The sequence below is a fragment of the Tenacibaculum pelagium genome, from assembly GCF_014062345.1.
Taxonomy (GTDB): Bacteria; Bacteroidota; Bacteroidia; order Flavobacteriales; family Flavobacteriaceae; genus Polaribacter; species Polaribacter pelagius.
Map to the genome: position 1 here is coordinate 137056 of NZ_JACGLS010000001.1, position 13658 is coordinate 150713.

At 29.5% G+C, this 13658-nt stretch carries 15 protein-coding genes; 5 read left to right on the plus strand and 10 right to left on the minus strand.

All coding sequences use genetic code 11. The features are described from left to right. Positions 1-29 precede the first annotated feature (29 nt). Genes H3Z83_RS00595 through H3Z83_RS00605 form a run of 3 tightly spaced genes read left to right on the plus strand, consistent with a single transcriptional unit; the run spans position 30 to position 2724 of the window. Positions 30-1181 (plus strand): class I SAM-dependent methyltransferase, encoded by a 1152-nt coding sequence (locus H3Z83_RS00595; RefSeq protein ID WP_182123539.1) that lies wholly within the window; start codon positions 30-32, stop codon positions 1179-1181. Between the two features lie 38 nt (positions 1182-1219). Continuing rightward, positions 1220-1804, plus strand: a complete 585-nt coding sequence (locus H3Z83_RS00600; RefSeq protein ID WP_182123540.1) for a Crp/Fnr family transcriptional regulator — start codon at positions 1220-1222, stop codon at positions 1802-1804. Next, the gene (locus tag H3Z83_RS00605; protein WP_182123541.1) at positions 1801-2724 is read left to right on the plus strand and encodes an EamA family transporter; all 924 of its coding nucleotides are present in this window, start codon (positions 1801-1803) and stop codon (positions 2722-2724) included. Before H3Z83_RS00600 ends, H3Z83_RS00605 begins: the two co-directional genes overlap by 4 nt. Here H3Z83_RS00605 and H3Z83_RS00610 read toward each other — a convergent pair. The 10 genes from H3Z83_RS00610 to H3Z83_RS00655 form a co-directional block, all read right to left on the minus strand. Beyond that, a complete protein-coding gene (locus H3Z83_RS00610; RefSeq protein ID WP_182123542.1) occupies positions 2699-3514 on the minus strand; it encodes a DUF1853 family protein in 816 nt (271 codons plus the stop codon). The genes H3Z83_RS00605 and H3Z83_RS00610 overlap by 26 nt on opposite strands. 9 nt (positions 3515-3523) lie before the next feature. Next, the gene (locus tag H3Z83_RS00615; protein ID WP_182123543.1) at positions 3524-4027 is read right to left on the minus strand and encodes an OmpH family outer membrane protein; all 504 of its coding nucleotides are present in this window, start codon (positions 4025-4027) and stop codon (positions 3524-3526) included. 62 nt (positions 4028-4089) lie between these two features. Further along, the gene (gene miaA, locus H3Z83_RS00620) at positions 4090-4992 is read right to left on the minus strand and encodes a tRNA (adenosine(37)-N6)-dimethylallyltransferase MiaA (RefSeq protein ID WP_182123544.1); all 903 of its coding nucleotides are present in this window, start codon (positions 4990-4992) and stop codon (positions 4090-4092) included. Beyond that, the gene (locus H3Z83_RS00625) at positions 4993-5811 is read right to left on the minus strand and encodes an ion transporter (RefSeq protein ID WP_182123545.1); all 819 of its coding nucleotides are present in this window, start codon (positions 5809-5811) and stop codon (positions 4993-4995) included. It abuts the gene before it with no gap. 39 nt (positions 5812-5850) lie between these two features. After that, positions 5851-6948 carry an exonuclease domain-containing protein gene (locus H3Z83_RS00630; RefSeq protein WP_182123546.1) on the minus strand — a complete coding sequence of 366 codons (1098 nt, stop codon included), beginning with the start codon at positions 6946-6948 and terminating at the stop codon, positions 5851-5853. A gap of 31 nt (positions 6949-6979) precedes the next feature. Next, entirely contained in the window at positions 6980-7660 is a 681-nt protein-coding gene (locus H3Z83_RS00635; protein ID WP_246337428.1) for a YggS family pyridoxal phosphate-dependent enzyme, read from the minus strand. Further along, positions 7650-8888 (minus strand): DUF1015 domain-containing protein, encoded by a 1239-nt coding sequence (locus H3Z83_RS00640; protein ID WP_182123547.1) that lies wholly within the window; start codon positions 8886-8888, stop codon positions 7650-7652. Before H3Z83_RS00640 ends, H3Z83_RS00635 begins: the two co-directional genes overlap by 11 nt. A gap of 3 nt (positions 8889-8891) precedes the next feature. Then, the gene (locus H3Z83_RS00645) at positions 8892-9845 is read right to left on the minus strand and encodes a D-2-hydroxyacid dehydrogenase (protein ID WP_182123548.1); all 954 of its coding nucleotides are present in this window, start codon (positions 9843-9845) and stop codon (positions 8892-8894) included. 1 nt (position 9846) lies between these two features. Beyond that, the gene (serC, locus tag H3Z83_RS00650; protein ID WP_182123549.1) at positions 9847-10911 is read right to left on the minus strand and encodes a 3-phosphoserine/phosphohydroxythreonine transaminase; all 1065 of its coding nucleotides are present in this window, start codon (positions 10909-10911) and stop codon (positions 9847-9849) included. A gap of 54 nt (positions 10912-10965) precedes the next feature. Further along, the gene (locus tag H3Z83_RS00655; RefSeq protein WP_182123550.1) at positions 10966-12027 is read right to left on the minus strand and encodes an acyl-CoA reductase; all 1062 of its coding nucleotides are present in this window, start codon (positions 12025-12027) and stop codon (positions 10966-10968) included. Between the two features lie 71 nt (positions 12028-12098). Between H3Z83_RS00655 and H3Z83_RS00660 the strand changes: the two genes are divergently transcribed. Together H3Z83_RS00660 and ychF are read left to right on the plus strand one after the other, a co-directional pair. After that, complete coding sequence (locus H3Z83_RS00660; protein ID WP_182123551.1) at positions 12099-12449, plus strand: 4Fe-4S dicluster domain-containing protein; 351 nt, start codon at positions 12099-12101, stop codon at positions 12447-12449. Between the two features lie 114 nt (positions 12450-12563). Further along, the gene (ychF, locus tag H3Z83_RS00665; RefSeq protein ID WP_182123552.1) at positions 12564-13655 is read left to right on the plus strand and encodes a redox-regulated ATPase YchF; all 1092 of its coding nucleotides are present in this window, start codon (positions 12564-12566) and stop codon (positions 13653-13655) included. Positions 13656-13658 lie beyond the last annotated feature (3 nt).

The window sequence follows — 13658 nt, forward strand, 5'->3', positions numbered from 1 at the left end:
TAAATCATAATCTTATTTACATTTGCAGTATGAATGAATTCCAACAATTAAGAGATACACTTAATCAAAGTGTTTTAGATAACAATTTTGTTAAACTTACTTTAAGTAAACCAACTCGTAAGAGTGATGGTTTACCTAATGTGTATGTACGTTTAATAAAAATTAAAGGAGCTGAAATGTTTCAGTTTACCTATCATTATACTACGAATGATAAAGTGAAAAATTATACGCTTTCTGAAGCAATATCTGAATTAGAAATCTTATTGATGGATAATTTTAGAGCAGCTACCTTATTTACTTTAAAAAACGACCTGTTGGTATTTATTTCTAAAAAGAAAAAAGTATCCTATAAACTAAACGCAGCCAGTTTTAAAAACAAGTTACCAGAAACACACGATAAACCTAAAGAGCGTTTAGCAGAAGCAGGAAGTTATTTACAACATCTAGGAATTACTGATAAAAACGGAAAGGTAATTCATAAAATGGCGGATAAATACCGTCAAATAAATAAGTATCTAGAGATTATTGAAGGTTTACTAAAATCTACCAAGTTGCCTAAGAAGATTAATATTGTTGATATGGGTTCTGGTAAAGGTTATTTAACATTTGCTTTGTATGATTATTTAGTAAATCAAAAGAAATACAACGCTACAGTAACCGGAATTGAATTGCGTACAGAGTTGGTAAACTATTGTAATGGTGTTGCACAAAAATCTGAGTTTAAAAACTTATCGTTTGTAGCAAAACCTATTCAAGAATACGACAATAATAAAATTGATATACTAATTGCTTTACATGCCTGTGATACAGCAACCGATGACGCTATTTATAAAGGTTTATCAGCAAAAGCAGAATTAATTATTTGTGCACCTTGTTGCCATAAACAAATTCGTCAGCAAGTAAAAGGAAAAGAGCAGGAGAGCCCGTTATTAAAATATGGTATTTTTAAAGAGCGTCAGTTTGAAATGGTAACCGATACTATAAGAGCTTTAATTCTTGAAAAGAACAATTATAACACTAAAGTTTTCGAGTTTATTAGTAACGAACATACACGTAAAAATGTGATGTTAGTTGGTACTAAATCATCTAAAAAAAATGATGAAGTTAGAATTGATAATAAAATAGCTAGTTTAAAAGAAGTATATTCAATTGACAATCATTATTTAGAAACTCTTTTATAAAGTTTAATTAAGTTATTTTTTATACTTATTTTAGATTAATGAAAAGAGATATCTCCATAGCTTTTAAAGATTTAAATTTATCTGATAAAGATCTTAATTTCTTGTTCAGTATTTTTAAAGAGGAAGTTTTTGAAAAAGGGAGTTATATTCTAAACACCAATGAACAAATAAAACATCAATATTATGTCTTAAATGGCTGTTTAAGAACTTTTTTTATTGATGAAGCAGGTAAAGAGCATACAATTCAATTTGCGGTTAATGATTGGTGGATTACCGATTATATTAGTTATTTTTTAGAAGAAGAATCAACATTAACTATAGAAGCTATTGAAAAATCAGTTCTATTAAGAGTAGAAAAAAAAGATTTTGAAGAAGCCTTAGCTAGAATTCCACAAATAGAGCGTTTTATTAGGAAAAAGGTAGAGCGCTTTTTAGCGAAGTCTCAAAAGAGAACTTTACAAGCCTTGTCTCAATCAGCAAAACAACGTTATCTTAATTTTTCTAAAACCTATCCAAATATTGAGCAGCATGTAAAGAACTATCATATTGCTTCTTATTTAGGTATTGCTACTCAAAGTTTAAGTAGAATTAGAAAGAAAATTGCTAAAAAATCAGATTTATGAAAAATTCTAAGCTATTAATTATAGCTGCTTTTTTCTCAATATATTTTATATGGGGATCAACTTATTTATTTAATAAAATTGCTGTTACCGAAATTCCTCCATTGTTTTTAGGCGGTATTCGTTTTTTTACTGCGGGTGTATTAATTATGTTGATCGCTAGATTTATGAAAATCTCCTTAAAATTATCAAAAAGTCAATTCATCAATTCAGTAATTGCTGCTTTTCTATTCTTAGTATATGGTAATGGTGTTTTTGTTTGGGCGCTAAAATACGTTGATAGTGGTTTTGCAGCACTTTTAGCTTCAACGCAACCCTTGTTTGTACTTTTTTTATTACGCTTAATAGACGGACAAAAAATGCAGCGAAAATCGGTAATTGGTGTATTACTTGGTGTTTTTGGAATGTATTTATTGGTAAGTCAGAAAGAAATTTCTACTTCAGAAGGTAGTGTTTTAGGTATTTTTATGATTTTAAGCTGTGTACTAAGTTGGAGTTATGGTAGTGTTTTTGTTTCAAAAGCTGATTTGCCTAAAAACTACTTAGTAAGTACAGGTTATCAAATGTTAATTGCTGGTTTTTTACTTGGAGTATCTAGTTTAATATTTAAAGAAACATGGATTTCTCCATTAAGTTGGTCAAATAAAGCACAAGTTTCAGTAACAGTTTTGATAATTTTTGGAAGTATTGTTGCCTTTACCGCATTTAACTATTTACTAAAAGTAGTGTCTCCAGAAAAAGTAGCCACATCTGCATATGTAAACCCTGTAATTGCTTTATTATTGGGATGGTACTTGTTAGATGAACAGCTTACAGAACAATCGGTAATTGCTTCAATTATTCTATTAACTGGGGTTTATTTTATTACTTCAAGAAAAAGAATAGCAAAGATTAAAGTTACCACCAAGTCACAAAAAATTTAAAAAGTTCTCCATTCGGTTTTTTAATCCAACAAAGAGGAGCGTTTTCTTCTTTTATATAGATATCTAATCTATTTGTGTATTCTGTAAAATTCAACCAAGTAACATTTGCATGAGGTTCAATTAGCCAATTATGTTTATTGGGCATATAAAATTTACATTCACTGAATTGTTGAAGCTCTTTTGAGTTAATATAAAATCCACGAATACAATCGTTGTTTATTAAGGTAAATTCATTTTCAAAATCATTAAAAGGAACAAATAATTGTGCTTTAAAATATACCCGCTGTTCAATTTCTTTAGCGGTTAAATTTAATTTTTCTAAATATGGTTTACACTGGTTAGAATAGAGTAGAGGAAGCTGTTTATTCTTTAACTTATTTAACTTTTGAATAAAAGAATCTCGTCTATTTGGTCCAATCCAATGCTCAATTTCTGAATTCCCTACAGTTTTATCATGCAAGTAAAATTTGTAGATAATTTCTAAGTGAATTGGCTTTTTATCTTTTAGTAAAAGGCAATCTAATTCACCAAGAGTCCTTTTTCCTTCTTGAATTTGAATGTTTTCAGAAAGCATTTTTATAGATGAATCTTGTTGCAATTCAGAAGATACAAATCGTTCTACTAATTTACCCAAACGTAATTTTTGCGTAATTGTACTAGAAAAGGAAGTTGTTTTTATTGATTTATTTTCAAATTGTTGTAAATCTAAAACACCTTTTCCATGCCATAGAAAAGGTGTTTTTAAAAATCCTTCGTATTGAAGTTGTATATCTTTAGAATTTTTATCCATTAATGATAATTATTCTTTAATGCCTAATTTATCTAATACTAATTGAGTGATGTCAAACTTTTCATCAATATAACCGAACTGATTTCCGTTTGTAGTTAAAATCTGAGTATATCCGTTTGCTTTGGCAACTTCAGCAATAGTTTCACTTAGCTTTTTGTATAGAGGACGCATATTATTATCTCGTTGAACTTGTAACATAGTAGACCCATTTTTACGAAATTTTCCTATTTCTTGTTCCATATTTTGTAACTCTTGGATTCTATTATTTTTATCAGTTTCTGTCATTATATCTTCTTCAGCTTTAAAAGAGTCAACTTTCGCTTTATATTCTTTAGCTTTTATTTGAAATGTTGAATCTAATTTTTTGCCATAGTTTTCAACTCTTCGTAAAACATTTTTCATTTGTGGCATTTTACCAATAATTAAGTCACTATTTACAGTACCTAATTTAGTTTGAGAAAAAGTAATCGTTGATAAAAGCGTTACAGCTAAAAATAAAATTTTTGATTTCATGTTTTTTTGATTGTTTTGTCGCAAATATATAAAAGTGAATGCCCTAAGTTCTTTAAAATTCGTTAAATTTTAGTTTCAAGTATTTTAATGATGTTTTGAACATCGTCTTGAAAATCAAACCAAATAATGTTTTTATCTTTTCGAAACCAAGTGCCTTGTCGTTTTGCGAATCGACGAGTATTCTTTTTAATTTCTTCAATAGCAAATTCTTTAGTGAAATTTCCATCAAAATACTCGAATAACTCTCTATAACCAACAGTTTGTAGTGCATTAAGTGCTTTATTAGGATACATATTCTTAGCTTCGTCTAATAACCCATTGTTAATCATAATATCTACACGACGATTTATACGATCGTACATAATTTCTCTATCAGCAGTTAATCCTATTTTTATAGAATTGAAATTACGTGGGGTTTTTGGTTTATTTTTATAGGAAGCATAAGTATTACCAGTACCGATACAAATCTCTATTGCTCTAATTAATCGATGAGGGTTATCAATAGCTATTGAATTATAGGTTTCAATATCTAATTCTTTTAATTTTTCTTGTAAATGTTTTATTCCTTTTTCTTGTAGTTCTATATTTAGGTTTTCTCTGATACTAGCATCTACCTCAGGAAAATAATCTAAGCCTTTTAAAACAGCATCAACATATAATCCGCTACCGCCAACCATTATTTGAATTGGGTTTTTCTTAAATAATTCATCTAATTTAGATAGAGCATTTTTTTCAAATTGACCAACTGAATAATCATCGAAAATACTTCTATTTTGAATAAAATGATGTGGTGCAGCATCCATTTCTTCTGGATCAGGAACAGCAGTTCCAATACTCATTTCTTTATAAAACTGACGAGAATCGCAAGAAATAATATCACAACCAAAATGTTTCGCCAATTTAATACTTAAAGCTGTTTTTCCGATAGCAGTTGCGCCAACAATGGTAATTAATGTGTTTTTCATTTATTCATGTAATTTACCACCACATTGATTACAAAAAACAGCACTATCATTATGTCCTTCGTAAGAGCAACTAGGACAAGATTGTGTATTTAAATCAATATCATTAACCTTTACCATTTCGGAGCTTACAATTCCTGTAGGTACAGCTATAATACCGTAACCTAAAATCATAATAATACTAGCTACAAATTGTCCCAATGGTGTATGAGGAGCAATATCTCCATAACCAACAGTTGTTAGTGTAACTATTGCCCAATAAACACTTCTAGGAATGCTTGTAAATCCATTTTCTCCACCTTCAATCAAATACATTACCGTTCCTAAAATGACACATAGAATTAATACAAAGAATAAGAATACTGCTATTTTAGCTTTACTAGCTCTTAACGCTTTCATGAAATTATTAGATTCTCCAATAAATCGAGCTAATTTTAAGATTCTAAAAACTCGTAATAATCGTAGTGCTCTTAAAGCAACTAAACTATGAGTTCCTGTAAAGAAAATTGCTAAATATTTTGGAAGCGTAGATAATAAATCAATAACTCCATAAAAACTAAAAATGTATTTACTAGGCTTTTTAATTGAGATAATTCGAACAATATATTCTATGGTAAAAAGGATGGTAATTATCCATTCCGAAATATTTAAAAGTTCTCCATGTTCTTTTCCTATTGACGGAACACTTTCTAGCATTACTAAGACAATACTCGCTATAATTGCTATTAATAATACAACATCAAATAGCTTTCCAGCCGGAGTGTCTGCTTCATAAATTACTTCATGAAGTTTTTCTTTCCAATTTTTATTGTTTTTTTTCAAAAGAAAAAGTTTGATTAAAATGAATGGTTTAAAACAATATTACAAATTATTTTCAACTTGCAATCTTACTATTTTTGAAACCTTATTTTTAAGCAAATAGTTTTTTATAATTGTTTTAGCGAGTTCCTTATTTTCAATAGGAGTAATCATCGACTTTAAAATAGCCATTTGATTTTCTTGAAATGCTAAATTGGTATAGGTGTAACCAATAACCTCATTGTTCTCAACTAAAATAACTGCATGTTCTTCAGGTATACGACCTTTATCAATAATTAATAGATTATCATGATTAAAGTTTTTATCAGTAATTTTCTTCTTACGGATAATATTAAACTTAGGATTTAACTTCTCTAATTCTTCATGATATTTTAAACGAGTAAATAGCAAATTACCAGTTTCTTCATAGCTAACATCATTAATTCTTTTTATTATTTTTTGAGCTTTACTAGTATCTTTTAAAAACAATTTATTTACTTCTTGTTTTAAGTTTTTACCTCTACCAATAAAAATAATATTCCCTTCTTGATTATGAACATAAAACACACCTTGTGTTTCAGGTAATTTTTCAAGAATCTTTACATAACGTTGTTTTTCTTGTCTGTTGTCGTGGTATTTAATTGATTGTTGAACAATCTCTTTATCCACATCTTTTTCTAATAATAACTTAAACAACTGTACCGTTGCTAATGCATCTCCGTTTGCTCTATGACGATCAGACATTGGTATTCCAACAAACCTACATAACTTACCTAAACTATGTGAGGGAGCTTCAGGAATTAACTTCTTACTTACGACTACAGTACAGATCGTATTTCGCTTATAATCATAGCCTAAGCGTCTGTATTCCGTTCCTAATATTCGATAATCAAAAGCAGCGTTATGAGCGATAATTGTACAATCTTTAGTGATTTCAACTATTCGTTTTGCTACCTCATGAAATTTAGGAGCATTACGTAACATCTTATTGTTAATACCAGTAAGTTTAACAACAAACTCTTGAATTTCCTTTTCAGGATTTACTAAACTAATAAATTGATCTATGATTTGATGACCATCAAATTTATGAATAGCAATTTCGGTAATGCCTTCTTCATTAAATTTTCCTCCTGTAGTTTCAATATCTAAAATTGCGTACAATCCTTTTTCTTTTTAGCTAATTAATGTAAAACTAAACAATATAATTTCTAACTCCAAAAATAGAACTACCAATACGTACCATATTACTTCCTTTTTCTATAGCCAATTGATAATCACCACTCATTCCCATTGAAAGCGTTGATAAATTCGGGTATTTTTCCTGATTTTTAGAAAAGAAGGTCTTTAACGATAAAAATTCTTCTGTTAATTGTTCTTGATTATCAGTAAAAGTTGCCATCCCCATTAAACCTACCACCTTAACATTTTCTAATTCTGATAATTCTTCTGAAGTTAATATATCTTCGATATCAGTAAATGATAATCCAAATTTAGTGTCTTCTTTAGCGATTCTTGCTTGTAGCAAACAATTAATTATTCTATCGTGTTTTTTTGCTTGCTTATTAATTTCTTTAAGCGTTTTAAAACTATCTACACCATGAATCAAATTAACAAAATGCGCCATGTATTTTACCTTATTACGCTGTAAATGTCCAATCATGTGCCATTCGATGTCTTTTGGTAAAACATCGAATTTAGTAACCATTTCTTGAATTTTATTCTCTCCAAAAACTCGTTGACCAGCATCATATGCTTCTTGTATGTCTGCAATGGGTTTTGTTTTAGAAACTGCAACTAGTGTTACATTCTCAGGTAAATTAGATTTTATTTTTTGGAGATTTTCTTTAATTCCAGTTATCATATCAAAACTCATAAATAGTTAAAGCACTTCTTAATTTAGGTTCTATATAAGTAGTTTTTGGAGGCATTAATAAACCTGCATCAACGATTGTTTTTAATTCATTAATATCTGTAGGCAGCATACCAAATGACACTTTAAAATCTCCACTATCTACCTTTGTCTTTAATTCTAAACCATCCGATTTATCTTGAGAATATAAAATCTTAGAAGCATTTCTAATATCATTAATTCCTAAAATAGGTTTTAGTACCGTGGTGTATAAAATTTGTGCATCTAATTGACTCAAAGAATCTGTAAAATTATAGGCTGATTTACGTAAATATAAAGCGTAAAACTCCCCATTTAAATACATACTAAAATGATGCTTCTCTTTAGGTTTATATAATTCTTGACCTCGGTTTTCAATTCTAAAAAAAGTGTCTAATTCAATCAAGAACTCATCTGGAGTTAAACCATTTAAATCTTTTATAAATCGATTGAATTCATAAATGCTTAATTGGTTTTCTGGAAGTAAATAACTCATAAAAAAGTTATAATCTTCATCACCAGTATGATTTGGATTTTCTTTTTCTAAACGTTGTGCTAATAAACAAGAAGATGTTGAGCGATGATGGCCATCTGCAATATATAATGTATCAATATTTGCAAACGCATTTGCAATTTGCTGAATATCGCTTTTATCATTTACTACCCATAACAAATGTGTGTCTTTATCAGTTGTTGCAAATTGATATTCTGGTCTTTTGTTTTTATATTTTTGAATAACTCCATCAATAGAATTGTTATCTGGGTAGGTGAGGAGCACTGGTTCTGCATTGAAGCCTGTATTCTTCAAATAATTTTCAAATAATAATTCACGTTCTCTTAAAGTACCTTCATGTTTTTTAATAACATTATTATGATAATCGTCAACAGAAGTTGCCGCAATAATACCGCAAAAAGAATTGGTAGGAGTTATCTTTTGATAAATATAAAAACCTGGTGTTTCATCTTGAGTAAAGATATCATCTTCTTTAAATTCTAAATAGCGATTGTGCACCAATTTAAAACGTTGCTCTCCACTAATATCTTGTTTATGATATTTATAACCTGGGTTAATAACATGCAAAAATGTATATGGGTTAAATGCTAATTTAGCATCTAACATTTCAGGAGTATAAATCTCGTAAGATTTAGAGGAAACTAAAGCTATTTTATCTCGTGTAGCTCTAACTGCTTTAAAAGGTTTTACAATTGCCATAAATTATTCAGAAAGTAATTCGATAATTTGTTTTGCTAACTCTATGCCTATTCTATCTTGAGCTTCAATAGTTGAAGCACCAATATGTGGTGTAAAAGAAATCTCAGGATTCATTAATAACTGAATTTCTGGAGTTGGTTCATTTTCAAAAACATCTAATCCTGCGTATTTTACTTTACCGCTTTCAATAGCATTTACTAAAGCTACTTCATCAATAGTGCCTCCTCGTGATGTGTTAATAATACCAACACCATCTTTCATTGAATTAAATTGATCTTCTTTTAAGATATATTCTTCTTGAGAAGGAACATGCAACGTTATAAAATCAGCAGTTTTTAATACCTCATTAACAGGTTGCGTGATTATATCGATATCAATTGATTGACCATTAAAGAAAGAAATGTTTATGGTTTGCTGCTCGATTAAAGAGTCTGCAGCAATTACATTCATTCCAATACCTAAAGCTATTTTAGCTACTTCCTGTCCAATATTTCCTAATCCAATAATTCCTAATGTTTTACCTTTTAATTCAACTCCATTAGAAAATTGTTTTTTTAATGCTTTAAAACGAGAATCTCCTTCTAAAGGCATATCACGATTAGATTGGTGTAAAAAGCGCGTTATTCCGAATAAATGAGCAAATACTAATTCGGCAACAGCATTCGATGAGGCAGATGGCGTGTTAATAACATGTACACCATTATCTGTAGCGTATTCAGCATCAATATTATCCATACCAACACCTGCACGACCAATTAATTTTATACTAGGACAAGCTTCAATCAACTCTTGACGCACTTGCGTTGCACTTCGTACTATAATTGCATCTATATTGTGTTCGTTAATATAATTTTCTAATTGATTTTGAGCAACCTTGGTTGTAATTACTTCAAATCCTCCTTTTTCTAAAGCTTCTTTACCGCTGTTAGAAATTCCATCGTTTGCTAATATTTTCATTCTATGCTTTTCGTTCTAATTCTTGCATTACATTTACTAATGCTTGTACGCTGTATAATGGCAATGCGTTATACATACTTGCTCTATATCCGCCAACGCTTCTGTGACCATTTAAACCATTAATATCGGCTTCTTTCCACATGGCATCGAACTTTTCTTTTAATTTTTCATCAGTTAAATTAAAAGTAGCATTCATGTGACTACGATCTTCATTAACTACAATTCCTTTAAATAAAGGATTTCTATCTATTTCGCTATATAAAAGAGCTGATTTCTGTTCATTTACTTTTTCAATAAACTCTATTCCTCCTAATTCTTTTAACCATTTTAAAGTTAACATTGAAGTATAAACTGCAAATACAGGCGGAGTATTAAACATACTATCTTTATCAATAAAAACTTGATAGTTTAACATTGAAGGAATGGTACGTTCTACTTTTCCTAAAATATCTTCTTTTACAACCACTAATGTAGTTCCTGCTGGTCCCATATTTTTTTGAGCCCCTGCATAGATTAAATCAAATTTTGAAAAATCTAACTGACGAGAAAAAATATCTGAACTCATATCACAAATCATAGGAACTGAAGCTTTAGGAAAACTTTTCATTTGCGTTCCGTAGATTGTATTATTACTGGTGCAATGAAAATAATCTACATCAGTTGGTATTTCATATCCTTTAGGAATATAGTTGAAATTTTTATCTTTAGATGAAGCTACTTCTATTAACTCTCCAAACAATTTAGCTTCTTTAATTGCTTTAGAGCTCCAAGTACCTGTGTTTAAATATGCTGCTTTATTATTTAATAAATTATAAGCTGTCATTAAAAACTGAGCACTTGCTCCACCTTGTAAAAACAACGCTTTATATCCTTTGTTTTCTAATCCTAATAATTCTAGAACTAAACTACGAGCATTTTCTATGACATCAACAAAAGGTTTACTCCTGTGAGATATTTCGATTAAAGAAAGATTATCATCATTAAAATTGATAATAGCTTCAGAAGCTTTTTGTAACACTTCTTCAGGTAAAATACATGGTCCTGCGCTAAAGTTATGCTTTTTCATTAGTAAGTTGTGTTTTGTTACCACAAAGGTGCAAAATTTATAAAGAGTTATTCTTTAAATTTTTGATAAAAATTCTAAAGTATTCACTCCATCAGCATAATCCCATAATTGTGGATTTTGCGTTTGTCCGAAAGCAATTTCATTTTCAATAAAATCTTTTGCTACTATACATTGAATTTGTTCACGTTCTTCCCAAAGCTTTATTTTTAAATCATCTACATTATCATAATATTCATAAAAAACAGAAGCAATAGGAGAGGCGTAGCTTGCATCTTCTTTAATCATTAAAAAACCATTTTCTAAAATATCGAACTCACTCATTAAATACACTGCTTTATTATAATCATAATTATTAGCGTATTTAGCGTTATTGATTATTTCTTGCTGATTGAACATTCCTTTAAAGAAATTATCAAAATCATATCCTTTCGGAATAAATAATTTAGAAACCGAACGACAGCCTAAACCGAAATAACGAAAAATATCTTCACTCAGGTTTTCAAAATCTTTTTCAGACTCATTACCAGTAATTACTGCAAGTGAATTTCTGCTTTTTCTAATAATACTCGGTTTATCTTTAAAATAATATTCAAAATAACGAGCGGTATTATTGCTTCCTGTTGCAATTACAGCATCAAATCCGGTTAGTTTTTGTTCCGTAAACTCAATTCTACCTTTTAATTCAGGTTCAACGTATTCTAGATATTTTGCTAAGAAAGGTAGTAAATGCTTATCATTTGAAGATTGCTTAACCAAAACTGAATGCCCAGAAATTAAAACAGAAAGAAAATCATGAAATCCAACTAAAGGAATGTTTCCTGCCATAATAACAGCAACTTTTTGGCTTTTATTATTCCCTAAACTTTCATCAATAATCCACTTATTAATATTCTCTTGTGTTAGTGCTTTCGACCAACTTTCAGTTGCAAACAATAAGTTTTCTTTGGTAAACCAAGTGTTATTTTCTCCAGCAACTTTTAATTGATGTTTAAATCCATCAAAAAACAAATCGTTATGCTCAATGTTTTCTTTTTTAGCAATTTTTTTTTGAGAGAATTGACTTAAAAAAACACCTAATTTTACAAAAGCAGAGATTCTATTTTGGATTGTATCCATTTATTTTGTTTATAAATTAATTTGGAACTATTTTTGCGCATGCAAAGTTACAAAACTGAAAGAGATTTATTATGGCAATTATTATAACAGATGAATGTATAAATTGTGGGGCTTGTGAACCTGAATGCCCGAATACAGCAATTTATGAAGGAGCAGATGATTGGAAGTATGCTGATGGTACTGATTTAGAAGGTGATGTTATTTTACCAAATGGTAAAAAAGCAAATGCAGATGAAGATCAAGAACCAATTTCTGATGAAATATATTATATCGTAGCAGATAAATGTACAGAATGTAAAGGGTTTCATGAAGAACCTCAATGTGCAGCTGTATGTCCTGTTGATTGTTGTGTACCTGATGACGATAATGTAGAAACAGAAGAAGAATTATTAGCTAAGCAAAGTTTTATGCATAACGAATAGTATATAAATTTAAAAATAAAAAATCCCAAATTATTTATTTGGGATTTTTTTATATCTAGATTTGAGAAGAAAACAACTATATTTGCACTCGCAAATTTTCAATAAAACAATAGAATGAAAGCTGGAATTGTAGGATTACCAAACGTAGGAAAATCAACTTTATTTAACTGTTTATCTAATGCAAAAGCACAAAGTGCAAACTTTCCTTTTTGTACTATAGAACCTAATATTGGAGTAGTTAATGTTCCTGATACTCGTTTAGAAAAATTAGAAGAGTTAGTAAATCCTGAAAAAGTAATTCCTGCTACAGTAGAAATTGTTGATATTGCTGGTTTAGTAAAAGGAGCAAGTAAAGGAGAAGGTTTAGGAAATCAATTTTTAGCAAATATTCGTGAAACTGATGCCATTTTACATGTTTTACGTTGTTTTGATAACGATAATATTATTCACGTAGATAATTCGATAGATCCTGTAAGAGATAAAGAAACGATTGATATTGAATTGCAATTAAAAGATTTAGAAACTGTTCAAAAACGTTTAGAACGTGTAAAAAGAACAGCTAAAACTGGTAATAAAGAAGCTCAGGTAGAATTAGAAATTTTATTAAAAGTTGAAGCTACTTTATTAGAAAGTAAATCGGTTCGTTCGTTAGAATTTTCTGAAAAAGAACTAGAGTTTGTTCAACCTTTACAGTTTATTACTGCGAAACCAGTATTATATGTTTGTAATGTTGATGAAAACTCGGCTGTTTCAGGAAATGCATATGTTGATAAAGTAAAAGAAGCTGTCGCACATGAAAATGCTGAAGTAATTGTTTTAGCAGTTGGTACAGAAGCAGATATTACTGAGTTAGAAGATTATGAAGAGCGTCAAATGTTTTTAGCTGATATCGGTTTAGAAGAACCAGGTGTTTCTCGTTTAATTCGTTCAGCTTATAAATTATTAAATCTACAAACATATTTTACAGCTGGTGTAAAAGAAGTAAGAGCTTGGACTGTTTTTATTGGAGCAACTGCACCACAAGCAGCAGGGGTTATTCATACTGATTTTGAAAAAGGATTCATTAGAGCTGAGACAATTAGTTATAGCGATTATGAAAAATATGGTAGCGAATCAAAAGTAAAAGAAGCTGGTAGAATGCGTGTAGAAGGAAAAGATTATGTTGTGCAAGACGGAGATGTTATGCATTTTAGATTTAATGTATAATCT